Source organism: Allorhizobium sp. nf9_anc (assembly GCF_056323085.1).
The window spans coordinates 2,836,592-2,858,932 of the sequence record NZ_CM150481.1 but is presented as its reverse complement, the minus strand read 5'-3'; the positions used below and the strand labels follow the sequence as shown (position 1 = coordinate 2,858,932).

Below are 22,341 nucleotides of genomic sequence, written 5' to 3'. Positions count from 1 at the left end.
CGCAACGAAAATACCGTCTATTTGACGCCCCGATCGATTTCACGATCGGGGCGTTTTCTATTGGGGCGTCTACTGGTGCTTTATGGGAATGGCGGTTGCCCCTCCGGAGGAGTCAGGCATCTTGACCGTCAGTCCTGCAGGATCTCGCTGTCATCAGCCACAACGGCCTTCAGCGGCCGGAAGCTCATGCGATGCAGCGGGCAGGGGCCATGGGTGACGATGGCGCTGCGGTGGCGGTCTGTGCCGTATCCTGCATGCACTTCAAATCCATAGTCCGGATAAACGAGGCCGGCCCGGGCCATCATCCGGTCGCGCATGACCTTGGCGACGATCGAAGCCGCGGCAATCGACACCGAACGCGCATCACCCTTGACGACGGCTTCTCCGCTGCAGATGAGCCCCATGGGCACGTCCCTCCCGTCGGCCAGCACATGACGTGCCTCCAGCTGAAGGCCGGCTACCGCCCGGCGCATGGCATCAAGGCTCGCCTTGCGGATGTCGATGAGATCGATGCGTCGCGGTGAAGACGACGCGATGGAGACGGTGGCGTCGAGAAGGATGCGCTCGTAAAGCACCTCGCGCTGCGCGGCAGAGAGCTTCTTGGAATCGTTGAGGCCTTCGGGGATGCGCTTCGGGTCAAGAATGACGGCTGCTGCCACGACAGGCCCTGCCAGAGGCCCACGGCCGGCCTCATCGGTCCCAGCGACCGGCCAGAGATCCTTTCGCCTCGCCCGGGTCTCCAGCGAGAAATCCGGGACGAGAGGCAGGTCTGGAAAGAGGCCAGGAGAATCGGGTGGCGTGCGTCGTTTCATGCGGCAGAAATCGCACGCGCACCCGACCTCCTGCAAGTCCCCGGTCCCGATCGCAGATGATGGCGACAGGGGCGGCTTACCAGGGACGACATCCGGTGCGAGGCGGCGGACAACAGCACCGGAATACGAATACAAACCCAAGTCAGAGCAGAGAGAGCTGCACCCCGTCGCTATTGGGCGAGATGAACAGATCTTCCCGCAGATGCAGGCTGCGGCGCATCAGACCGAGCCGCTTGGTCGCCATCTCGAAGCGGCGGCTGATCTGCCAGGCATAGGGACCGGCGCCCTTCATCCGCTTGCCGAATTCGGCGTCGTAATCCTTGCCGTCGCGCATCGAGCGCACCAGCGACATCACATGCCGGTAGCGGTCCGGATAGTTCTGCAGCAGCCAGTCGCGGAACAGCGGGCTCACCTCCAGCGGCAGGCGCAGCAGCACATAGCTTGCCTCGGACGCGCCGGCAGCCTTGCCGCTGTCGAGAATGCGTTCGATCTCGTGGTCGTTGAGGGCCGGAATGACCGGCGCCATCATCACGGCCACGGGAATGCCAGCCTCCGACAGAGTCTTGATTGCTTCCAGCCGTTTTGCCGGCGTCGAAGCGCGCGGCTCCATCGTCCGTGCCAGCTTGCGATCGAGCGTCGTCACCGAAATGCCGACCTTGACCAGGCCGCGCTCGGCCATGGACTTCAGGATGTCGATGTCGCGCAGGATGAGCGCCGACTTCGTCACGATCACGACAGGGTGGTTTGCCTTGTCCAGCACCTCGAGCACCTGGCGCATGATCCGCCATTCCCGCTCGATCGGCTGGTAGGGATCAGTGTTGGTGCCGATCGCGATCGGCTTCACCTTGTAACCCGGCTTCGATAGCTCCCGCTCCAGCAGACGCGGTGCGTCCGGCTTGGCAAACAGCTTGGCCTCGAAGTCGAGACCGGCAGACAGGCCCATATAGCTATGTGTCGGCCGGGCGAAGCAGTAGATGCAGCCGTGTTCGCATCCCCGGTAAGGATTGATCGAACGGTCGAAAGGGATGTCGGGTGAATCGTTGCGGGTGATGACCGTGCGCGGCTTTTCGACCTGCACCTCGGTCTTGAAGGGTGGCATGTCCTCGAGCATCCGCCAGCCGTCATCGACGGCCACACGCTCCAGTGTCTCGAACCGGCCTGCCGGATTGATGCCGGCCGCGCGTCCGCGACGCCGATCGATCTCGATCCGCATGCCCGAAGCGCTCATCAGGGCATCGGCAATATCTGCCGTATTGCCGGGCTGAAAGGCAGCCTGGCTCACAAGAGACAGCTCGTTCATGTTTGCTCCTCGCAGGTTTTCCGCCCCGCTTGATGACTTTATTCCTAGCGCCAAAATGAGAACAATGCAAGAACAAACTTCAAGAAACTGTTTGTGGCAAAACTTTGTGCAATGCGATAGATGTAGGCAATGCTGACAGTGATCATGGAATGCCACGACCAGGAACCCGAGCTCGCACAGACCTTGTCCGTGCTGGTTGCCGGTGCGGTCGAAGGCCTTGTCAGCGATGTCATCGTGCTGGATCACGGATCCAAGGACGGTTCATCCGTGGTGGCTGACGCTGCCGGTTGCCGCTTTTATCAGCAATGGGACATGAAGCACGTGCTGGCGACGGCGCGTGGCGAGTGGCTGCTGCTGATCGAGCCGGGTGCCCGTCTGGGGCAGGGATGGGTGGATGAGGTCGCGGAATATGTGGCGCTCAACAAGGCGCCCGCGCGCTTTTCCGAATCGCGCCTTTACCGCCTGCCGTTCTACCGTCGCCTGACGCGCAGCCGTCCGCTCCTCGAAAACGGTCTGCTCATTCCCAAGCGCCAGGCGCAGGGTTTGGCAGGCGAGGGCAGGGAACTGCTTCAGCTGGCAAAGGGCCACAAGCCGCGTCGTCTCGCCTCCGAGATCATCCCCTCTTGGGTCGCCCGCGAAGCTCGTCGCTGATCAGCCCTGTCCACCGCGCCGCAGGTGCTCGTCGAGCCTCGGCATGATTTCCACGAAATTGCAGGGCATGTGGCGATAGTCGAGCTGCAGCTTGATGATCCCGTCCCAGGCATCCTTGCAGGCGCCGGGCGAGCCCGGCAGCACGAAGATGAAGGTGGCATTCGCCACGCCCCCCGTCGCCCGCGACTGGATCGTCGACGTCCCGATCTTGTCATAGGAGATTCGATGGAAGACTTCCGCGAAGCCATCCATGCGCTTTTCGAACAGGGGCTCCAGCGCCTCCGGCGTCACATCGCGTCCGGTAAAGCCCGTGCCACCGGTCGTGATGACGACATCGATCTCTTTATCCTTCGTCCAGGCTTCGACCTGACTGCGGATCTCGGCCTTGTCGTCCTTGGCGATGGCGCGGGCGACGAGCCGATGCCCGGCCTCTTCGATGCGTGCGACGAGCGTATCCCCCGACTTGTCGTCGGCAAGGCCGCGCGTATCCGAAACGGTGAGCACGGCAATGCCCACGGGGATGAAGGGACGGCTCTCGTCGATGCGGCTCATCAGGCGTCTCCCGGAACGGTGCGTGTGAGCAGCACATACCAGTTCGGCCGATAGACCGATAGCGCGAGCGCTGCCTTCATCGCCGCCGCCTCTGTCTCGTAGAGGCCAAAACAGGTGGCCCCGGAGCCGGACATGCGCACGTATCCCGCAAGACTTTGACGAAGCAGATCGCAGGCCTCGGCTACCTCCGGCACCAGCGCTTCTGCCGGCGGCTGCAGGTCGTTACGGAGCGTCGAGAGCGATTGCATCCACGCAGAGACATCAGCTGGCATCGACATCTCGCCGATCGGATCGTTGTCGCGCCGCTTGAGGCTGCGGAAGATCTCCGGCGTCGATACCGGCTTCAGCGGATTGACCAGCACCAGCGGTACGGAAGGCATGGCAACTTGGTCGATCGCCTCACCGATCCCGCGGGCGCGTAGCGGCGTCGATGCAAGGCACATCGGCACATCGGCCCCGAGTTGGAGCGCGATCTGTTGCAGCCTCTCGGCCGGTAGTTCCGCCTTCCAGAGCCTCAGAAGCCCCCGGAGCGTCGCTGCGGCATCCGCGGAACCTCCGCCGATGCCGGATGCGATCGGCAAGCTCTTGTCGAGGAGAATGGAGACGGGGCCATGTGGCTGGCCGTTTTCATCTAGCGCTGCCCGCAGCAGGTCGCGTGCCTTCAGAACCAGATTGTCGTAAGGCGAGAGTTCCGAACCAAAACGCCCAATCACCCGAAAACTGTCGCTGTCGGATGGCTCGAAGACCAGCTCGTCGCCGTCCTCGGCAAAGGTCACGAGACTGTCCAGCAGGTGATAGCCATCGTCCCGCCGGCCCGTCACATGCAGCGCGAGGTTGATCTTCGCCAGAGCCGTCTCGACAACACGCTCCGGCCTGCGCTCTGAAACGGGGTTCATGCGGATCAGGTCTTCTTGTCGTCTTTCTTGGGCTCTTCAGCGGGCTTCGCGTCAACCTTGGCAGCGTCCGCCTCGATCGGCGGCAGGCCCTTCTCGATCTTCGCCTGGATCTTAGGAACCTCGGTTTCTTCCGGCTCTGAGGCCAGCGCCCGCTTCCACTGATACTTGGCTTCGAGCTTGCGACCCACACGCCAATAGGCGTCGCCCAAGTGATCGTTGATCGTGGCGTCGCCGGCGCGCAGCTCAATTGCCCGCTCCAGCTCCACTACCGCTTCTTCGAAGCGACCGAGGCGGTAATAGGCCCAGCCAAGCGAATCGACGATGTAGCCATCATCGGGGCGCAGTTCGACGGCCTTCTTGATCATCTCCAGGCCTTCCTGGAGATTGCGGTTCATGTCGACCCAGGAATAGCCGAGATAGTTGAGAACCTGCGGCTGGTCGGGGTTCAGCTCCAGAGCCTTGTTGAAGTTCGGCTCTGCCTTGTCCCACTTCTTCAGACGCTCATAGGCGATGCCGCGCTGGAAGAAGACCGACCAGTGGTTCCGCGCCGGGTTGGGTCCGATGATGTCGACGGCCTTGTCGTAATTCTCCGCCATCGCCGCATAATCCTTGGCGTCGGAGAGAACGCTGCCATAGGCGAGGTAGCTGCGGATATCGTTCGGATCAGAGGCAATCAGGCCCTGCAGATGTTCGCGGGCTTCCTTGACCTTGCCAGTTTCGGCAAGCGTCAGGCCAAGCTGCAGCTCGGAAATGCGCCGCATCGGCGAGGTCTCCGGCACCTGACGGTAGAAGGCGATTGCCTTTTCCGGCTGCTTGGCATTCTCGGCGATGCCGCCGAGCAGGATCAGCGTGTCGGCCGCGTCCTTGTCCAATGCGTGCGACAGCTGGAGATAGAGCATGACCGTGTCTTCGGCGCCTTCGCGGTTCAGCGCACCGCCGATCGAGAACAGCACGCCGGCTGCACCCTGTGCCGCATTGGCGACGACCGGCTTCGGCTGGCGACCGGCCTCGATCTCATCGCGCAGTGCCTTGAAGGGCGCAAAATTGGTGATCAGTTCGTCACCGGCGGCAAGCGCATCGAGCGCCTTCTGCTTGTTGCCGGCGCCGGCCTCGAGCGTGGCAAGCGCAATGACGGCACGCGCAAAGGTGTCAGGCGCCGTGGCCCCGCCATTGCGATCGGTCACCGTCTCGGTCAGCGCCTTGCGGGCCGTATCGAGGTCGCCGCTCATGGCAGCCATGATGCCGAGATTGTAATTCTGGAAAATGCCGTACCAGCTCGGCCCGTTGAGATCCTGAACGAGCTTCAGGGCATCCTTGCCCTTGCCCTCGCCGACCATGGTCCAGGCGATCAGAAGCTGATTCATCAGACGGTCGAGATCGTTCGGGCCCTCATATTTGAAGTGATTGAGCGCCTCGGAATAGTCGCCGTCACGGATCGCGCGGAAACCGAGCGCGACCGAGGTCACCCTTTCCACCGCCGGATCCTTCTCCAGGACCTCGGCAAGCTCTGCGCCCTCGTCGAATTCGCCGTTCATGATCAGCGCGATCATCAGGCGCTGCTGCAGCTCCAGCTCGTTCGGCGTGATATCAAGCGCCTTCTTGTAGAGCTTCACCGCGTTTGCGTAGTCGCGATCGGTTTCAGCCGTCCGGGCCGCCAGAAAGGCGCCTGCGAAGGAATCGACGCTGTCGACATCGAAGCTCTCCGTCTCTTCCGGCTGGGCGGTTGCCTGGGCGGCCGCCATCGGAACCTGCGAGACGCTGAGGAGCAGCGCGAGCGCTGTGCCGGCGAGATAGCGAAGGGCGGAGCTTTGCCGCATGAAAGAGCCTTTCAACAACCGAAGACGAGCGCGTGTCGCCCGCGCACGGACGATACGCGATGATTCACGAATAGAATGGCTTTTTTGAAGCAGCCCCGCAAGGCGATCGCAGTGTCTGCGTCAATTCACGCGGGAAATGCAGAAATCGATCACATCGTTCAGCGCGCTCTTCCACGGCGTTTCCGGCAGGGGCGCGAGTGCATCCCTGGCGATCGTGCCATAATGTTGCGCTCGCTGGATCGTGTCGTTGAGCGCGCCATACTTGCCGATCAGGCCGAGCGCCTTCTCAAGCCTTGCGTCGTCGTTCTGCCCGCCTTCGATCGATTCCTTCCAGAAGTCCCGCTCCGCAGCCGTGCCGCGGCGATAGGAGAGGATGACCGGAAGCGTGATCTTGCCTTCGCGAAAATCGTCGCCGACATTCTTGCCGGTTTCCGCAGCCTTGCCGCCATAGTCGAGCACGTCATCGACCAGCTGGAAGGCGAGGCCCAGATTCATGCCATAGGACTTCATCGCGCTGCGCGTCGCGCGATCCGTGCCGGCAACGATCGGGCCGACTTCGGCGGCCGCTGCAAAGAGCGCCGCGGTCTTGGCGCGGATGACGGCGAGATAGTCGTCTTCCGTCGTCTCCATGTTCTTGGCGACGGAAAGCTGCAGGACTTCACCCTCGGCGATCACGCAGGCCGCCGTGGACAGAACGTCGAGCGCCTCGAGCGAGCCGACTTCGACCATCATGCGAAACGCCTGGCCGAGAAGGAAGTCGCCGACCAGCACGCTGGCCTGGTTGCCCCAGATGGTCCGGGCTGTGTTCTTGCCACGGCGAAGATCGCTCTCGTCGACCACGTCGTCATGCAGAAGCGTCGCCGTGTGCATGAATTCGACCGAGGTCGCGAGCTTGATGTGATGGTCGCCCTCATAGCCGAACATCGCCGCAGTCGCGAGCGTCAGCATAGGCCGCAAGCGCTTGCCGCCGGACGAGATCAGGTGGTTGGCAACCTCCGGGATCATCTGCACATCGGAGCCCGCCTTCGACAGGATCAGCTGATTGACGCGCTCCATGCCGCTTTTCGTCAGGTCCACCAGAGGCTTGACGGATGCCTGTTTGTTTTTGCTTTCCTCAAGCGGTATGACTACGCCCACGCACCGGACTCCTGTTCAGTTTGGTCGCCGACAATAAAAAGCCGGGAAGGCCACGGCAAGGGGCGAATTGCCTCGGTTGCAGGCTTGAACACGGTTTTGCCGTTAACAGTGAGTTCTGAAATCGATGCATGAGATCATTCGCAGCAACGACGTCGTCCTGCTCTCCTTCGCCGAAAGCCTGATGCGCGACGCCGGCATCGCCTCGATGATCGCCGACCAGTCGATGAGCATCCTGGAAGGTTCGCTCGGCATGTTGCAGCGTCGCCTGCTGGTCGATTCCGATTGCGTCGATCAGGCCCGCCGCATCTTGACCGATGCCGGCCTCGGGGCAGAACTGCGCGACCGCGAGATGTGAGTGTGCCATGGCGGCAAGCGTAGACCCCATCTTCGACAAGTCCGTGTCCGAGACGATCGACGCCTTTCATCGCGGCCGCTTCCATCTCGTTCAGCCCGTCGGGCGCGGACACCGTGCCGGCATGGATGCCATGATGCTTGCCTGCCTGGTGGACGATGACCGACCGATCAGGGTCGCAGATCTCGGAGCGGGGGCAGGGGCCGCGGGGCTTGCCGTGGCGGCCCGTCTGCCGAAGGCCTCCGTCGTGCTTGTCGAACGCTCCGCCGACATGGCCGGTTTCGCCCGCAAGAGCCTGGCTCTGCCCGAAAACGCCGAGCTTGCCTCGCGGGCCGAGGTCATCGAAGCCGATGTCACGCTGACCGGCCGGGCGCGCCTCGCAGTCGGGCTTGCCGACAACAGCTTCCACCACGTCATCATGAACCCGCCCTTCAACGATCCCGGCGACCGCAAGACGCCGGATATCCTGAAGGCCGAGGCCCATGCCATGACCGAAAACCTCTTTGAAAGCTGGATCCGCACGGCCGGTGCGATCGCGATGCCGGGTGGCCAGCTCTCGCTGATCGCCCGGCCCCAGTCGATCGGTGAAATCATCGCGGCCTGCGGCAGGCGCTTCGGCGGTGTCGAGATCACCGCCATCCATCCGCGCGAGGGCGAAAACGCAACCCGCATCCTCGTCACGGCAATCAAGGGATCGCGGGCCCGTCTGCAGATGCGCGCACCGCTCCTGATGCACGACCGGCCGGACAGCCACGCCTTTGCCCCCGTGGTCGACGATCTCAACAATGGTCGCAGCGGTTATTCACGGCTACGTTGAAAAGGCTGATTTTTCGCCCGAACCATTGTGTTCGGCCCCCGGCTCCTTACATCTCGGGTCAGATTTGAGATTGTGAGGAGTTGAAACGCGACCATGGCAGACTTTCTGAAACGGCTGGTTCCCAAGCGCTTCCAGAAAAAGGGCATCGTCATTCCGGTCGTCAGGTTGCACGGGCCGATCATGAGCGGCGGCTCCCGCTTCCGCCCCGCCCTGAACCTCGCCTCCATCGCCGGCCAGCTGGAAAAGGCCTTCTCGATGAAGGACAGCCCTGCCGTGGCGCTTTCGATCAATTCGCCGGGCGGTTCTCCCGTCCAGTCGCGCATGATCTACGACCGCATCCGTGCGCTCGCCGAAGAGAAGAACAAGCGCGTGATCGTCTTCGTCGAGGATGTCGCGGCCTCCGGCGGTTACATGATCGCCATTGCAGGTGACGAGATCATTGCTGACGCAACCTCGATCGTCGGCTCGATCGGTGTGGTCTCCGGCGGCTTCGGCTTCCCCGAGCTCCTGAAGAAAATCGGCGTCGAGCGCCGCGTCTACACCTCCGGCGAGAACAAGGTGATCCTCGATCCTTTCCAGCCGGAAAAGGAGAGCGACATCGAATATCTGAAGACCCTGCAGGCAGAGATCCACGAGATCTTCATCGACATGGTCAAGGCGCGCCGTGGCACACAGCTGGCGGATGATCCCGCCCTGTTTTCCGGCCTGTTCTGGACCGGCCGCAAAGGCCTTGAGCTCGGCCTCGTCGACCGTCTGGGCGGCATGCGCGAGGAGATCAAGACGCGCTACGGCAAGGACGCACGCCTCGAACTCGTGGGCGCACCGAAGGGCCTCTTCGGTCGCCGCGCTCCTGGCATCGGTGCCTTTGCCGCTCCAGACGAGATCGCGGTTCAGGCCGTCGCCGGTCTTGCCGAGACGCTTGAAGAAAAGGCACTATGGGGCCGCTACGGTCTCTGACCGTAGCACAGGACGAGGGCTGACAGGCGAGGGGACATGGCGCAGCTGATATTTATGACGATCCTGGTGGGCGGCGCCTGGCTGCTCTACCGCCGTTTCGTATCCGATGCGGAGAAGCTTGCGGCGAAATCGCGGGCCGAAGAAAAGGAACGTCAAAATGATGCCGTGGGAACGCTGATCGAGGATCCCGAAACGGGCGAATACCGCCCGCGTCGCGAGAATGACGACTAGGCTGGCTCGCCAGATGAGAGAGCCCGGACTTTTTTGACTTGGCGATGGAACAATTTCTAACTGGGCGCTTTATAGGCTTGCCATAAAGCGTGACGCGGGAGTTTGATGAAGATCGGCGAGGAGTTCCTGGGCGTCAGATGTGGCGTCGCGCGGCATTTGAATGCGGTCGATTGGTCTGCGACGTCCCTCGGACCTGTCGAAGGCTGGCCCGTTTCACTCAAATCCGTCGTGCGCACCGTGCTCTCCACCCGCCAGCCCATGTCTTTCTGGTGGGGCGAGGAGTTGCTGCAGTTCCACAACGACGGCTATGCGCCGATGCTCGGCAACCGCGTCGATCACGCCATGGGCAGGCCTTTTCGCGAAGTCTGGTCCGATGTCTGGGACGCCGTTTATCCCTTCATTCAGACAGCGCTCTCAGGCGAAGGCACCTGGCAGGAAGATCTGCCGCTCGTCATGCAGCGCAACGGCTATGACGAGCAGACCTTCTGGACCTTCTCCTACAGCCCGCTCCATGACGATGACGGCAAGATTGTGGGTCTTCTGAACACGGTCACCGAGACAACCCAGGCGGTTGTCGACCGCAATGCCCTGGAAGAGGCCTATCACGAGGCCCAGAAGCATCTGGCCGAGCGTGGACAGTATGAAGACGAGCTGAGGCTCCTCAACCGGGAGCTCGCCCACCGCATGAAGAATACGCTGGCCATGGTGCAATCCATCATCAGCCAGAGCCTGCGCGGCGCGACGTCGATTTCCGAAGCGGCAACGACGATCGGTGCGCGCATCCAGACATTGGCAAAGGCACAGGATGTGCTAACCGGCATGAGTGTCACGGCTGCCGAAATTTCGGCGATCGCGCGAACCGCTGTTGCGCCGCATGTCGATGGCGACGACCGGATTGCGATCGATGGCCCACAGGTCTACCTCTCGGCCCAGCAGGCGCTTGGCCTGTCTCTGGCGATCCACGAACTGGCGACCAACGCCACGAAATATGGCGCGCTGTCCCGCCCGGAAGGCCGCGTGACCATCCAGTGGGACAAGCAGTCGGAAAACGGCTTCACGTTCGACTGGCAGGAAAGCGGCGGCCCGCCGGTGACCGAGCCGACCCGCCGTGGCTTTGGTTCGCGCCTGACGGAACGCGTCGTATCCGTTCTTTTCCAGGGGCAGGCAGCGATCCGCTTCGAGCCCATGGGCGTGGCCTTTTCCCTGGTCGGCAAGCTGCAGAACGCGGACGAACTCGACGTGTGATCGGCACTGGCGAGGACGCCAGAAACCGAGACGCTTGACCCTTCCGCCCACTCATGGCACCAGACGGGCCTCGAAATGAGCCAAGCCGATGGATAGCCCGATGAACACGCCCCTTGCCCCGCACATGGACCCAAAGCGCTCCTTTCAGGCGCTGATCCTGACGCTGCACGCCTACTGGGCAGACAAGGGTTGTGCTGTGCTTCAGCCCTACGACATGGAAGTCGGTGCCGGTACCTTCCATCCGGCGACCACGCTGCGGGCTCTTGGCCCCAAGCCCTGGCGCGCCGCTTACGTCCAGCCCTCACGTCGTCCTTCCGACGGCCGCTATGGCGAGAACCCGAACCGGTTGCAGCACTATTACCAGTATCAGGTCATCCTGAAGCCCAACCCATCCAACCTCCAGGAGCTCTATCTCGGCTCGCTGAAGGCGATTGGACTGGACCCGCTGCTGCATGACATCCGCTTTGTCGAAGACGACTGGGAAAGCCCGACGCTGGGTGCCTGGGGCCTCGGCTGGGAATGCTGGTGCGACGGCATGGAAGTCTCGCAGTTCACCTACTTCCAGGCTGTCTGCGGCATCGACTGCTCGCCGGTCGCGGGCGAACTCACATACGGCCTCGAGCGCCTCGCCATGTATGTCCAGGGCGTCGACAATGTCTACGACCTCAATTTCAATGGCCGCGAAGGCGAAGAGAAGATCTCCTACGGCGACGTCTTCCTGCAGGCTGAGCAGGAATATTCCCGCCACAACTTCGAATTCGCCAACACCGAAATGCTGCATCGCCATTTCATCGATGCCGAGAAGGAATGCCAGGCCCTGCTCGCCGCCGGCGCTCCCGCCGACAGCGAAAACCAGCGCCTGCACAAATGCGTCTTCCCGGCCTATGACCAGTGCATCAAGGCCTCCCACATCTTCAACCTGCTCGACGCCCGCGGCGTGATCTCGGTCACCGAACGCCAGGCCTATATCGGCCGCGTACGTGCGCTCGCCAAAAGCTGCGGCGAGGCTTTCCTGCTGACGGATGCAGGCGGCGCCAATTTCGGTCGGGCTGCGTAAGTCCGGACACGCATTGCGCGAAATTGACTTTTCTGCAATGTTCTACTATATGTAGAGCGCGGTCGAGAGAGCTGCCTTTGCAGTTCAACGAAACTCTGTTTCACTCGGCCGCCTTCATGTATCTGCTTTATGTCGATGATGCGGGTTCGATACCGAACAATAGCGAAAAGCACTTCGTTCTGGCGGGCATAGCCGTATTCGAACGGCAGGTTTATCACCTCGATTCTCTTCTGAACGAGTTAGCGGCTTCCATCTTTCCCGAAGAGCCGCGTCATCTGGAATTTCACGCCAACGAGATGCAGTCCGTCCGTAACCGCTGGCGCCGCCTCGGCTCAAGAGACGTTCGACGCTCCTACCTATGCGATGCGCTGAGAACATCGGAAGGTCTCAAAGGGGAATGGGCACTCTTTGGTGTCGTCGTTGAAAAGGCGGCGATGCAGAATGAAGATGTGATGGAGTATTGCTTCGAGCAGCTGTGTAGCCGTTTCGATCACTTCCTCGGGCGAATGCACCGACGAAGCAATACCCAGCGTGGGATCATCATCATGGATGAGTCCACCAAAGAGACCCGCCTTCAGGAGCTGGCGCTGAACTTTCGCACCCACGGTCATCGCTGGGGCAAACTGCGAAACCTTGTGGATGTGCCGTTCTTCGTCGATTCCAAGGCTACTCGTCTGGTCCAATACGCAGATATGGTCGCTTATGCCCTTTGGCGTGCCTATGAGCATGAGGACCACCAGTTCCTTGATCTGATAAAGCTCAGGTTCGACAGAATTGGCGAGGCTATTCATGGCCTCCACATCGTCAGCCTATCAGATGCCGAATAGGCCGGAGCATCTCCCCTTAAAACTCCAGCCCCGCCGCCACCCGGTTCTCGATCCGGACCACCAGGCCGTTGATCTTCGCCATCAGCACATCGAAGTCGATCGGTTTGGTGAGGTAGCTCTCGGCGCCGGCGCCCAGTCCCTCGATCATCTTTTCCCGGTCTGCCAGTGCTGTGAGGAACAGGAACGGCATGTTGGCGAATTGCGGGTGGTTGATCTGTAATTCGCCGAGCATGGAGATCCCGTCCATTTCCGGCATGGTGATGTCAGAGATGACGATATCGGGACGCTGGGTCAGGATCTTGTCGAGGCCCTCCTTACCGTTCTCCGCCTGCAGCACGCGGATGCCGGCCTCCTCGAGTTCCTCGACGATCAGTTCCCGGACGTCTCTTTCGTCTTCAACGCAAAGCACTGTGATCATGGTATTGTCCTTTCTGATCACGACACATCAAGCGACGCTGACCTCCGGCGCCGGTTCGATCGTTTCTGGGATGACCGGTCCCTGGACCGGCAGCACGAGGGTGAAGCAGGTGCCCTTGCCGCGTTCGCTTTCGACGAAGATGTCGCCGTCATGCAGCGTCACGATCTGCTTGACGAGCGACAGGCCGATGCCCGTCCCGGCAATGCCGGTCGAGGTGCGGGCACGGAAATAGGGCTGGAAGAGTTTGGGCACATCCTCGGCGTCGATGCCGACGCCTTCGTCCTTGACCGAAAGAAAGACAAAACCATCCTCCTCCCAGCCGCGAATGGTGATGTCAGGCGCGCGCGGCGCATATTTGACCGCGTTGGACAGCAGATTGGTCAGGACCTGCGAGATTCCAAGCGCGTCGCAACGGATCACCGGCGGCAGGTCCTCGATCTGAGCATCGAAGCGGTGATGCTGCGATGAAAGCTTCTGCCGCTTGAGCGCCTGTTCGATCAGCTTGTGCAGCGAGCAGTCGACGAGCGAGAGTTCGACCTTGCCGGTATCGATCCTGCCGGCCGACAGGAAGCTCTCCATCAACTCCACCATGCGGGCAACTGCCGAGCGGACCTGCTGGGTCTTGTCGGTGAGGAAGCGCACGTCCATCTCGCCCTTCTTGCGCTGGATGCGCTGGGCGGCGCCATCGATGATCGCAAGCGGCGTGCGGAATTCGTGGCTGGTCATCGCCACGAACTGCCGCTGCATGGCATTGATGTTCTTTTCCTGCTGCAGCGCCTCTTCGAGCGCCGCCGCCTGGGCCGCGATCTCTGCCGTGCGCTGGCGCACCGTCTTTTCCAGCTCGTCGCGGTTGCGGATCAGCTCCTTCTCCGCCCGCTTGCGCAGCGTGATGTCGCTGTAGCTCAGCACATAGCCGCCGTTCGACAGCGGTTCGGATCGGACGGTCAGAACCTTGCCGCTCTTGCGCTCGCGCTCGAAGCTGTAGGGAAGCCCAAGGGCTGCCTGCTCGACCCGCTCGCGCACCATGGCCTCGGGGTCACCGTCGCCCCATTCGCCACGGCTGGCATTGTAGCGCAGGATGTCCTCGAACTTGGACCCCGGCGGGAACATCTCGGGCGGAATGTTCATCAGGTCGTAGAGCCGCCGATTGGCCATCAACAGCCGCGAGCGATTGTCGAAGACGCCGATCCCGCCCGGGATCGCATCGAAGACCTGCTCCAGAAGCCCGAAGGCCTTGCGCTGGTCGGCGGTCGCGATTGCCACCTCGGCGAACAGGTCGGAGGAGGGGCCGCGGATGCGCCAGACATGCACTTTGACCGGATAGACCGTTCCGTTGCGACGCCGCTGGATCGCATCGAAGGTGATGCTGCGGGCACTCCCGTCGACCAGCGGCATCAGCTTGGCGCGGTAGTCCAGCTCCGATAGCCCGACCTTCAGCGAGGCGGGTGTCATGTCGCACAGCGCCTCTGCCGAATAGCCGGTGCGCACGCTCGCCGTCGCATTCGTCCGGCTGATCGTGAACCGCAGTGGATCGAATATGTAGATCTCGTCGGTCGACAACTCCACCATGTCGATCAGTGAGGCGGTGCAGCCATTGCGCTGCTGGATGATTGGGCCGAACTCTTGGGCAAGCACTCTGAGCGCAGACAGGCTCTCGACATTGATCGGCCTTTCACTGCGGCTGAAGAAGACGGCCGTGCCGAAATCCGGATCGCCGGCAACCGAGATTGGTATCCAGTAAGGGATGAGGTCCTCGCGCTCGGCGATGCATTCGGGCATGCGTGCGCCCGATGGCAGGTCGAGCGGCAGTTCCATCTGGTCCGCCGTATTGTTGTGAAAGAGCCGCTGCCGATCCTGACCCGCCTCGCGGACATAGATGGCTGCCATGTCGGAGAGATCGAGCTGCGGCAATGACGTCAGCACGCCGAGAATACTTTTCAGCGTGTCGCTGAGCCGTCGTTCGGGTATCGCCGCCTTGAGAATGTCTCGGCTTGCGAGTAGCGCCCAGATGGGCAGGTTGTTCCAGGTCGTTGCTTGCATGCGACAGCTCCGCTGCAAAACCTCTTGAAATCCCATATTAGTGGTTGCGGATTAATGGAGCGGTTCCCGATTCCTCTCAATTTGAACCATCGGCCGTGTCATTCCCGCACGCTTTCGGCGGATATCGAATGAAACTTGCTTCATGACTTTGCATCCATGACCCGCTAACGTGCGGCCAATTCAGCTGGGGAGCCTTGCACACCATGTTCACGACACTTGCCATCCTTGCCGCCATCGGCGCCTACCTCGTCTTCATCTACAACGGCCTGGTCAAGGCCCGGCAGATGGCCGAGGAAGCCTGGTCGGGCATCGATGTGCAGCTGAAGCGCCGTGCAGACCTCATCCCCAATCTCATCGAGACGGTGAAGGGTTATGCCGGCCACGAGAAGGGCACGCTCGAAAGCGTCATCGAGCTGCGCAACAAGGCTCAGGCTGTGCCGGCAGGCGATGTGGCGGGCCGCGCCCAGGCGGAAGGCCTGCTTGGAGCCGCGCTAGGCAAGATCATTGCGCTCGCCGAAGCCTATCCGGATCTCAAGGCCAACGAGAACTTCCTCGAATTGCAGAAGTCGCTGGAAACCGTCGAAGGCGAGATCCAGATGTCGCGCCGCTATTACAACGGCGCTGCCCGTGATCTGAACGTCAAGGTCGAGAGCTTCCCCAACAACCTCGTCGCCGGCCAGTTCGGCTTCTCGAAGAAACCCTATTTCGAGATTGCCAACGAGGCCGACCGTGCGGTACCGACGGTCAAGTTCTGACGTCCGCTAGAGCGGGTTCCGGAAAAGTGTCCTGCGGTTTTCCGATCAGAACCCGCGACAGAAGAAAAAACGAGGCAGGCTCATTCGCAAGCCTGCCTGGGACGATGTGTAGAGACTGAGATCAATGACGACTGACAGTGTGACCATCCTTCCGCCCACCCATGCCCTGACCGGCAAGGTGAGCCCCCCGGGTTCGAAATCCATCACCAACCGCGCCCTGCTTTTGGCAGGTCTGGCGAAAGGCACCAGCCGCCTGACCGGCGCCCTGAAGAGCGACGACACCCGTTACATGGCGGACGCGCTGCGCCAGATGGGCGTGACCGTCGAAGAGCCGGATGCCACCACTTTCGTCGTCACCAGCTCCGGTGAACTGAAGGCCCCTTCCGCCCCGCTCTTCCTCGGCAATGCCGGAACCGCCACCCGCTTCCTGACCGCAGCACTTGCGCTGGGCAAGGGCCGTTACGTCGTCGACGGCGACGAGCATATGCGCAAGCGTCCGATCAAGCCGCTCGTTGAAGCGCTGCAGTCACTTGGCGTGGCCATCGCCGCGCCCTCGGGTTGCCCGCCGGTCGCGATCGATGCCAATGGCGCCTTCAAGAAGAACCACGTCGTCATCGATGCCGGCCTGTCGAGCCAGTATGTCTCGGCCCTCCAGATGGCAGCGGCCTGTGGTTCCGAGCCGTTCACCATCGAGCTTGCCGGTGCCGATATCGGCGCCCGCGGTTACATCGACCTGACGATGTCGGCCATGCGTGCCTTCGGCGCCAAGGTCGAGCAGCCGACGCCGGCCTCCTGGCGCATCGAGCCGACGGGTTACACCGCAACCGATTTCCACATCGAGCCGGATGCGTCTGCTGCCACCTATCTCTGGGGCGCGGAAGTGCTGACCAAGGGCCAGATCGACATCGGCACACCGTCTGACGCTTTCACCCAGCCGGATGCCAAGGCCTATGACGTGATCGCGCAGTTCCCCAACATGCCCGCCGTCATCGACGGCAGCCAGATGCAGGATGCGATCCCGACGATTGCCGTGCTCGCTGCTTTCAACGAGACGCCGGTGCGCTTCGTCGGCATCGAGAACCTGCGCGTTAAGGAATGCGATCGCATCCGCGCCGTCTCGACAGGTCTCAACAACATCCGTGAGGGCCTGGCGGGGGAGGAGGGCGACGACCTCCTGGTCTTCTCCGACCCCTCGCTCGCAGGCCAGTCGCTGCCGGCTGAAATCGACACCTTCGCCGATCACCGCATCGCCATGAGCTTTGCGCTCGCAGGCCTGAAGATCCGCGACATCACCATTCTCGACCCCGCCTGCGTTGGCAAAACCTATCCCGGCTACTGGGATGCGCTCACCTCGCTCGGCGTCGACCTCGTCAGGAACGACCAGAAATGATGTCTCTCCTCCGCCTGTGCTCCGCTTTCCTTCTTGTTCTCTGGATGGCATGCGGCGCCCAGGCCGAGGAAGTCATCCGCGACTACCACGCCGATATCACGGTGTTTCCCGATGCCACGATCGAGGTAACGGAAACGATCACCGTCTATGCTGAGGGTGACAAGATCCAGCGCGGCATCTTCCGCGATTTTCCGCTCTACGCCCAGGACGCACGCGGCTTTCGCCAGAAGGTCGATTTCGACCTGATTTCGGTCGAGCGGGACGGCCAGCCCGAAGCCAACCACACCGAAACGATTACTGGCGGCATCCGCATTTATGCCGGTTCGGGTGACGTCTTCCTCAAGCCGGGCGAATACACCTACACCATCACCTACCGCACCGGCCGACAGATCCGCTATTTCGACGACCACGATGAGCTTTACTGGAACGTCACGGGCAATGGCTGGCTTTTCCCGATCGAAGAGGCGAGCGCCTCGGTCTCGCTGCCCGATGGTGCGGTCCCCACAAAGACCACCTTCTTCACCGGGCCTGTTGGCTCGCAGGCTCAGAATGCCCGTGAAGTCCCGGGATCGGATGGCCTTGAGTTTCAGACCACACGGCCACTCGGCCCTGGCGAAGGCCTGACAATCGTGCTCGCCTTCGACAAAGGCGTGGTCGCCGCCCCCTCTTCGGAAGACAGCACCTGGTGGTTCATTCGCGACAATCTCAACACGATCATCGGCTTCGGTGGCCTGGCCGTGATTTTCCTCTACTACCTGCGCTCCTGGGCAACGGTCGGCCGCGACCCGCCGAAGGGTGTCGTCGTGCCGCGCTGGGATCCGCCGGAAGGCATCTCCCCGGCGCTCGTCAACTACATCGACAACAAGGGCTTCTCCGGTGCAGGCTGGACGGCACTGTCCGCCGCCGCTCTCGATCTCGCGGTCAAGGGCTACGTTGCGCTCGACGATCTCGACAGCCGCATCACGATCCGCCGCACGGACAAGCGCATCGAGGGCAAGCTTCAGGCCGGCGAAGCCGCCCTTATCGCCGCCATTCCCTCGGCAGACGATGCACTGGTCATCGACAAGGCGAACGGCAAGAAGGTGCAATCGGTTGGCAACCGCTTCCGCCAGGCCATCGAGAAGGAACATCGGAACAAGTATTACAAAGGCAATGCCGGCTATACCTCGCTTGGCATCGGCCTCTCGATCGCCGTCGTCGCCTCGCTTTTCATCTTCGGCGACCTGAGCGAGGACGTCTACGCGCTGATCTTCGTACCGACCTTCTTCTCGATCTTCTTCGGCACCTTTACCATCGGCCTCGTCAACATGTTCCGCGGCGGTCGCTCGCTGTTCAGCAAGATCATTGCCGTACTCGCGCTCGCACTGATCGGTTTCGTCGCGCTCTCGACGCTCGGGCTGATGCTGATCTCGATGTGGATGGATCTTGAGGCGACCCACCAGTTCCCGGTCCTGATTGCCTTCGGCGGCATCCTTCTGATCAATATGCTCTTCTTCTTCCTGATGGGCGCCCCGACCCCGCTCGGCCGCAAGCTGATGGACGGCATCGAGGGCCTGCGCATCTATCTGACCCTCGCCGAGAAAGACCGGATGAACATGGCCGGCGCCCCGACCATGTCGCCTAGCCATTTCGAAAAGCTCCTGCCATACGCGGTGGCCCTCGGCGTCGAAAAGCCTTGGTCGCAAGCCTTCGAAACCTGGCTCGCCACGGCCGCGGCCGGCGCCGCGGCCGCTGCCTACAGCCCCGGCTGGTATCACGGCAGCAATCCCGGCGGCTTCGGAGACCGCATCGGCGGCTTTTCGTCGTCCATGGCCTCGACGATTGCCTCCACCATCCCGACGCCACCGCCTTCCAGCTCCTCGTCCTCCTCAGGCTTCTCCGGCGGCTCTTCTGGCGGTGGCGGTGGTGGTGGCGGTGGGGGAGGGTGGTAGTCCTCGACAAATGTATCGCGTGGTGATACATTTGTGATCTCGGAGGTTTCAGATGATCCGGTCCTATGCCAACGCAATGACGGAGGCCGTGGCATCTGGGAAGGCACCGAAAGGTTTCCCGGCGGATCTGTTGAGACGCGCAATCGTGAAGCTGACGCTGATAGACAATGCGACTTCGCTCAATGACCTGGCCCGCCCTCCGGGTAATCGATTGGAACTTCTGAAAGGCGACCGGGGTGGGCAACATTCGATCCGGATCAACGACCAATGGCGGATCTGCTTCGTCTGGTCCGACAACGGTGCCGATCAGGTCGAGATCGTCGACTATCACTGAGAAGGAGACATGCCATGACCATCGTCCTGCCGCCCGTCCATCCCGGTGAAATTCTGCGCGACGAGTTTCTGGAGCCCATGGGCCTGAGCGCTGGCGCCCTTGCGCGCCTCTTGAACGTGCCACGCACCCGGATCGAGCGTCTGGTTTCCGAGCAGACATCCTTGACGCCAGACACCGCGCTCCGGCTCGCGCGCTATTTCGACATGTCGCCGCAATTCTGGATGAACCTGCAGACAAGCTACGATCTGAAGACGGAAGCAGCCGCGAAGGCAGATGAACTCGGTGCCATTCCCGTCCGAACCGATCTGTCCGCCGCCTGATCCACCCGCCATTTTGCACGCATCCATGGATGACTTTTGCCGCGCGGCTTGCTAAGTCCGCCGCAGCCTTCTGCAACAAGCGAAAAAGTCTCAATCGATGCCCGATCTCCTGCTCGAACTCCGCTCCGAAGAAATCCCCGCCCGCATGCAGCGCAAGGCGGCTGGCGATCTGAAGAAGATGGTCACCGATGCGCTTGTCGATGCAGGTCTGACCTATGAGGGTGCACGCGAATATTGGACGCCGCGCCGCCTGACGCTGGATATCCGCGGCCTCACGGCCCGCTCGGCCGATATCAAGGAAGAGAAGAAGGGTCCGAGCGTCTCAGCACCGCAAGGTGCCATCGACGGCTTCCTGCGCGGCGCGGGCCTCACCTCGATCGACCAGGCCATCGTCAAGACCGATCCGAAGAAGGGCGATTTCTACGTCGCCTACATGGAAAAGCCCGGTCGTGCGGCCGAAGAAATCATCGCCGATGCCATGCCCGGTATCATCAGGGCCTTCCCCTGGCCGAAGTCGATGCGCTCTGGTTTTGCCTCTATGCCCAAGGGCTCCGGCTATGGCGGCATCGAGGGCAAGGGCATGGAGAGCCTGCGCTGGGTGCGCCCGCTGCAGTCCATCGTCTGCACCTTCGGCCCCGAACATGACGAAGTTCAGGTCATCCCCTTCGAGATCGATGGTATCGTTGCCTCGAACGTCACCTATGGCCACCGCTTCCATGCGCCTGAGGCCATCACCGTTAAGCGCTTCGACGACTACGTTTCGAGCCTGGAACGCGCCAAGGTCATCCTGGATGCCGAACGCCGCAAGGACATGATCCTGCACGACGCCCGCGACATTGCCTTTGCCAATGGTCTCGACCTCGTCGAGGACGAAGGCCTGCTGGAGGAAGTCTCCGGCCTCGTCGAATGGCCGCAGGTTCTGCTCGGCACCTTCGAAGAGGATTACCTCTCCATTCCGGCCGAGATCATCCGCCTGACGATCAAGACCAATCAGAAGTGTTTTGTCGTGCGCCCACAGGGTGAGGCCGACAAGCTCTCCAACCATTTCATCCTGATCTCCAACATCCAGGCCACCGACGGCGGCCGCGAGATCATGCACGGCAACGGCAAGGTCGTGCGCGCCCGCCTGTCGGATGCGCTGCATTTCTGGAAGCGCGACCAGGGCGACCTTCCGGATCTCGACACGCTGAAGGCGTCTGCCGCCAAGTTCGATCTGGACCTTAAGAAGCCGCTCGACCAGCGCATGGCAAAGCTCGACGCGCTCAACGTCACCTTCCACGCCAAGCTGGGAACGCAGGGCGAGCGCGTGGCGCGCATCCGCGAATTGGCGAAGGTGCTGGCGCCGATCGTCGGCGCCGATGTAGCCCTCGTCGACCGCGCCGTGGTGCTCGCGAAAGCCGATCTGCGCACCGAAGCCGTTGGCGAATTCCCCGAACTCCAGGGCGCCATGGGCCGCAAATATGCGGCTCTGCAGGGCGAAGATGCCTCCGTTGCCGCAGCCATCGAGGATCACTGGAAACCGAACGGCCCCTCGGACCGTCTGCCGGGAGACAAGGTGGGTCTCACCGTCGCGCTCGCCGACAAGCTGGACACGCTCGTCGGCTTCTGGGCCATCGACGAAAAGCCGACCGGCTCGAAGGATCCCTATGCGCTGCGTCGTGCGGCGCTGGGTGTGGTGCGGATTCTCCTTGAAGAAGGGATCAAAGCGAATCTCGCCCCAATGATCCGTGCGCTGAATCTATCGCATTATCCGATCGCCGCGAGAGCGAACGCGGAGCAGCTCTTTTCTCACATTTACGCAGGGCGCGGTCCGAAGGACGAGGATGCCATTTACGAGCGCATGTCGGAAGACGATGCATTTTCCAATGGTAAGTTCACTCCAAAGCCGTCGGTTTATTCCCTGTTGTGGTTCTTCCACGACCGCCTGAAGGTCTACTTGCGCGACCAGGGCGCCCGCCACGACATCATCGATGCCGTGCTGACGCCCGAGGCCGACGACCTCTTGATGGTGGCCCGCAAGGCCGAAGCCTTGACCGCCTTCATCACCTCGGAAGACGGCCTGAACCTGCTCGCCGGCACCAAGCGCGCCACGCAGCTGCTGGCCGCAGAAGAGAAGAAGGGCACCGTCGTCGCCGATGGCGTCTCGGAAGCGCTGCTGAAGCTCGACGCGGAGAAGTCCCTCTTCGCCGCCATCCAGTCCGCCTCGAAATCGGCAGCCGAAGCAGTCGCATCGGAAGACTTCCGCTCCGCCATGCAGGCGCTCTCGACGCTCCGCGGCCCCGTCGACAAATTCTTCGAGGACGTCCTGGTCAATGACGAGGATGCCGCCATCCGCGCCAACCGCTTGGCGCTCTTGAAGGCGATCCGCGAGGCGACTGCGACGGTCGCGGACTTCTCCAAGATCACAGGCTGACGATGTGAGACCCCGCTTCGGCGGGGTTTTCTCTGTTGATGGTGGTGTCCTATATGGTACTATCGCCTCATGGAGATCCGTGAGTTCCT

At 61.9% G+C, this 22,341-nt stretch carries 22 protein-coding genes; 14 read left to right on the top strand and 8 right to left on the bottom strand.

Features of this window, described 5'->3' with window-relative positions:
* Positions 1–128: 128 nt before the first annotated feature.
* Positions 129–812, bottom strand: a complete 684-nt coding sequence (locus AC02Y0_RS14030) for a ribonuclease HII (protein ID WP_476379501.1) — start codon at positions 810–812, stop codon at positions 129–131.
* Between the two features lie 142 nt (positions 813–954).
* Positions 955–2,112, bottom strand: coding sequence for a PA0069 family radical SAM protein (locus AC02Y0_RS14025; RefSeq protein WP_476379500.1), 1,158 nt, complete (start codon positions 2,110–2,112; stop codon positions 955–957).
* Between the two features lie 129 nt (positions 2,113–2,241).
* Here AC02Y0_RS14025 and AC02Y0_RS14020 point away from each other — a divergent pair, with 129 nt between their 5' ends.
* Positions 2,242–2,763 carry a glycosyltransferase family protein gene (locus AC02Y0_RS14020; protein ID WP_476379499.1) on the top strand — a complete coding sequence of 174 codons (522 nt, stop codon included), beginning with the start codon at positions 2,242–2,244 and terminating at the stop codon, positions 2,761–2,763.
* On the opposite strand, the gene moaB is transcribed toward AC02Y0_RS14020, so the two are convergent.
* From moaB to AC02Y0_RS14000, 4 genes are all read right to left on the bottom strand, one after another.
* Complete coding sequence (gene moaB, locus AC02Y0_RS14015) at positions 2,764–3,315, bottom strand: molybdenum cofactor biosynthesis protein B (RefSeq protein ID WP_476379498.1); 552 nt, start codon at positions 3,313–3,315, stop codon at positions 2,764–2,766.
* The gene (locus AC02Y0_RS14010) at positions 3,315–4,211 is read right to left on the bottom strand and encodes a 4-(cytidine 5'-diphospho)-2-C-methyl-D-erythritol kinase (RefSeq protein WP_476379497.1); all 897 of its coding nucleotides are present in this window, start codon (positions 4,209–4,211) and stop codon (positions 3,315–3,317) included. Before AC02Y0_RS14010 ends, moaB begins: the two co-directional genes overlap by 1 nt.
* Before the next feature lie 5 nt (positions 4,212–4,216).
* A complete protein-coding gene (locus AC02Y0_RS14005) occupies positions 4,217–6,028 on the bottom strand; it encodes a tetratricopeptide repeat protein (RefSeq protein ID WP_102019408.1) in 1,812 nt (603 codons plus the stop codon).
* A gap of 120 nt (positions 6,029–6,148) precedes the next feature.
* Positions 6,149–7,165 carry a polyprenyl synthetase family protein gene (locus AC02Y0_RS14000; RefSeq protein ID WP_102019409.1) on the bottom strand — a complete coding sequence of 339 codons (1,017 nt, stop codon included), beginning with the start codon at positions 7,163–7,165 and terminating at the stop codon, positions 6,149–6,151.
* Positions 7,166–7,289: 124 nt separating this feature from the next.
* Here AC02Y0_RS14000 and AC02Y0_RS13995 point away from each other — a divergent pair, with 124 nt between their 5' ends.
* The 7 genes from AC02Y0_RS13995 (at position 7,290) to AC02Y0_RS13965 (ending at position 12,651) form a co-directional block, all read left to right on the top strand.
* Positions 7,290–7,520 carry a putative signal transducing protein gene (locus AC02Y0_RS13995; RefSeq protein ID WP_102019410.1) on the top strand — a complete coding sequence of 77 codons (231 nt, stop codon included), beginning with the start codon at positions 7,290–7,292 and terminating at the stop codon, positions 7,518–7,520.
* A 7-nt stretch (positions 7,521–7,527) separates the two neighbouring features.
* Positions 7,528–8,334, top strand: coding sequence for a tRNA1(Val) (adenine(37)-N6)-methyltransferase (locus tag AC02Y0_RS13990; RefSeq protein ID WP_476379496.1), 807 nt, complete (start codon positions 7,528–7,530; stop codon positions 8,332–8,334).
* A 93-nt stretch (positions 8,335–8,427) separates the two neighbouring features.
* A complete protein-coding gene (locus AC02Y0_RS13985; protein ID WP_476379495.1) occupies positions 8,428–9,291 on the top strand; it encodes a S49 family peptidase in 864 nt (287 codons plus the stop codon).
* Between the two features lie 36 nt (positions 9,292–9,327).
* Positions 9,328–9,522: a hypothetical protein gene (locus tag AC02Y0_RS13980; protein ID WP_476379493.1), complete on the top strand. Its 195-nt coding sequence runs from the start codon at positions 9,328–9,330 to the stop codon at positions 9,520–9,522.
* 105 nt (positions 9,523–9,627) lie between these two features.
* On the top strand, positions 9,628–10,767 hold the full coding sequence (locus AC02Y0_RS13975) for a PAS domain-containing sensor histidine kinase (protein ID WP_476379492.1): 1,140 nt from the start codon (positions 9,628–9,630) through the stop codon (positions 10,765–10,767).
* Between the two features lie 124 nt (positions 10,768–10,891).
* Positions 10,892–11,824: a glycine--tRNA ligase subunit alpha gene (locus tag AC02Y0_RS13970; RefSeq protein WP_102019642.1), complete on the top strand. Its 933-nt coding sequence runs from the start codon at positions 10,892–10,894 to the stop codon at positions 11,822–11,824.
* A 77-nt stretch (positions 11,825–11,901) separates the two neighbouring features.
* Complete coding sequence (locus AC02Y0_RS13965) at positions 11,902–12,651, top strand: DUF3800 domain-containing protein (protein WP_476379491.1); 750 nt, start codon at positions 11,902–11,904, stop codon at positions 12,649–12,651.
* 16 nt (positions 12,652–12,667) lie between these two features.
* On the opposite strand, the gene AC02Y0_RS13960 is transcribed toward AC02Y0_RS13965, so the two are convergent.
* Positions 12,668–13,069, bottom strand: coding sequence for a response regulator (locus AC02Y0_RS13960; protein WP_102019644.1), 402 nt, complete (start codon positions 13,067–13,069; stop codon positions 12,668–12,670).
* A 27-nt stretch (positions 13,070–13,096) separates the two neighbouring features.
* A complete protein-coding gene (locus tag AC02Y0_RS13955; protein WP_476379490.1) occupies positions 13,097–15,109 on the bottom strand; it encodes a sensor histidine kinase in 2,013 nt (670 codons plus the stop codon).
* Positions 15,110–15,312: 203 nt separating this feature from the next.
* Between AC02Y0_RS13955 and AC02Y0_RS13950 the strand changes: the two genes are divergently transcribed.
* The 6 genes from AC02Y0_RS13950 to glyS all read left to right on the top strand — a co-directional run bounded on the left by AC02Y0_RS13950 (position 15,313) and on the right by glyS (position 22,252).
* A complete protein-coding gene (locus AC02Y0_RS13950) occupies positions 15,313–15,864 on the top strand; it encodes a LemA family protein (RefSeq protein ID WP_102019416.1) in 552 nt (183 codons plus the stop codon).
* Positions 15,865–15,988: 124 nt separating this feature from the next.
* Positions 15,989–17,254 carry a 3-phosphoshikimate 1-carboxyvinyltransferase gene (locus AC02Y0_RS13945; RefSeq protein ID WP_476379489.1) on the top strand — a complete coding sequence of 422 codons (1,266 nt, stop codon included), beginning with the start codon at positions 15,989–15,991 and terminating at the stop codon, positions 17,252–17,254.
* The gene (locus AC02Y0_RS13940) at positions 17,251–19,185 is read left to right on the top strand and encodes a DUF2207 domain-containing protein (protein ID WP_476379488.1); all 1,935 of its coding nucleotides are present in this window, start codon (positions 17,251–17,253) and stop codon (positions 19,183–19,185) included. Before AC02Y0_RS13945 ends, AC02Y0_RS13940 begins: the two co-directional genes overlap by 4 nt.
* Before the next feature lie 52 nt (positions 19,186–19,237).
* Entirely contained in the window at positions 19,238–19,519 is a 282-nt protein-coding gene (locus tag AC02Y0_RS13935; protein WP_476379487.1) for a type II toxin-antitoxin system RelE/ParE family toxin, read from the top strand.
* A 14-nt stretch (positions 19,520–19,533) separates the two neighbouring features.
* Positions 19,534–19,839 carry a HigA family addiction module antitoxin gene (locus AC02Y0_RS13930; RefSeq protein ID WP_476379486.1) on the top strand — a complete coding sequence of 102 codons (306 nt, stop codon included), beginning with the start codon at positions 19,534–19,536 and terminating at the stop codon, positions 19,837–19,839.
* A 97-nt stretch (positions 19,840–19,936) separates the two neighbouring features.
* Positions 19,937–22,252: a glycine--tRNA ligase subunit beta gene (gene glyS, locus AC02Y0_RS13925; RefSeq protein ID WP_476379485.1), complete on the top strand. Its 2,316-nt coding sequence runs from the start codon at positions 19,937–19,939 to the stop codon at positions 22,250–22,252.
* The last annotated feature ends 89 nt before the right edge of the window (positions 22,253–22,341 follow it).

What these genes read in the sequence shown, in the direction of transcription:
- AC02Y0_RS14030 (WP_476379501.1), bottom strand. Translation starts at nt 812, where the DNA reads ATGAAACGACGCACGCCACCCGATTCTCCTGGCCTCTTTCCAGACCTG.
- AC02Y0_RS14025 (WP_476379500.1), bottom strand. Translation starts at nt 2,112, where the DNA reads ATGAACGAGCTGTCTCTTGTGAGCCAGGCTGCCTTTCAGCCCGGCAAT.
- AC02Y0_RS14020 (WP_476379499.1), top strand. Translation starts at nt 2,242, where the DNA reads ATGCTGACAGTGATCATGGAATGCCACGACCAGGAACCCGAGCTCGCA.
- moaB (WP_476379498.1), bottom strand. Translation starts at nt 3,315, where the DNA reads ATGAGCCGCATCGACGAGAGCCGTCCCTTCATCCCCGTGGGCATTGCC.
- AC02Y0_RS14010 (WP_476379497.1), bottom strand. Translation starts at nt 4,211, where the DNA reads ATGAACCCCGTTTCAGAGCGCAGGCCGGAGCGTGTTGTCGAGACGGCT.
- AC02Y0_RS14005 (WP_102019408.1), bottom strand. Translation starts at nt 6,028, where the DNA reads ATGCGGCAAAGCTCCGCCCTTCGCTATCTCGCCGGCACAGCGCTCGCG.
- AC02Y0_RS13995 (WP_102019410.1), top strand. Translation starts at nt 7,290, where the DNA reads ATGCATGAGATCATTCGCAGCAACGACGTCGTCCTGCTCTCCTTCGCC.
- AC02Y0_RS13990 (WP_476379496.1), top strand. Translation starts at nt 7,528, where the DNA reads ATGGCGGCAAGCGTAGACCCCATCTTCGACAAGTCCGTGTCCGAGACG.
- AC02Y0_RS13985 (WP_476379495.1), top strand. Translation starts at nt 8,428, where the DNA reads ATGGCAGACTTTCTGAAACGGCTGGTTCCCAAGCGCTTCCAGAAAAAG.
- AC02Y0_RS13980 (WP_476379493.1), top strand. Translation starts at nt 9,328, where the DNA reads ATGGCGCAGCTGATATTTATGACGATCCTGGTGGGCGGCGCCTGGCTG.
- AC02Y0_RS13975 (WP_476379492.1), top strand. Translation starts at nt 9,628, where the DNA reads ATGAAGATCGGCGAGGAGTTCCTGGGCGTCAGATGTGGCGTCGCGCGG.
- AC02Y0_RS13970 (WP_102019642.1), top strand. Translation starts at nt 10,892, where the DNA reads ATGGACCCAAAGCGCTCCTTTCAGGCGCTGATCCTGACGCTGCACGCC.
- AC02Y0_RS13960 (WP_102019644.1), bottom strand. Translation starts at nt 13,069, where the DNA reads ATGATCACAGTGCTTTGCGTTGAAGACGAAAGAGACGTCCGGGAACTG.
- AC02Y0_RS13955 (WP_476379490.1), bottom strand. Translation starts at nt 15,109, where the DNA reads ATGCAAGCAACGACCTGGAACAACCTGCCCATCTGGGCGCTACTCGCA.
- AC02Y0_RS13950 (WP_102019416.1), top strand. Translation starts at nt 15,313, where the DNA reads ATGTTCACGACACTTGCCATCCTTGCCGCCATCGGCGCCTACCTCGTC.
- AC02Y0_RS13945 (WP_476379489.1), top strand. Translation starts at nt 15,989, where the DNA reads ATGACGACTGACAGTGTGACCATCCTTCCGCCCACCCATGCCCTGACC.
- AC02Y0_RS13940 (WP_476379488.1), top strand. Translation starts at nt 17,251, where the DNA reads ATGATGTCTCTCCTCCGCCTGTGCTCCGCTTTCCTTCTTGTTCTCTGG.
- AC02Y0_RS13935 (WP_476379487.1), top strand. Translation starts at nt 19,238, where the DNA reads ATGATCCGGTCCTATGCCAACGCAATGACGGAGGCCGTGGCATCTGGG.
- AC02Y0_RS13930 (WP_476379486.1), top strand. Translation starts at nt 19,534, where the DNA reads ATGACCATCGTCCTGCCGCCCGTCCATCCCGGTGAAATTCTGCGCGAC.
- glyS (WP_476379485.1), top strand. Translation starts at nt 19,937, where the DNA reads ATGCCCGATCTCCTGCTCGAACTCCGCTCCGAAGAAATCCCCGCCCGC.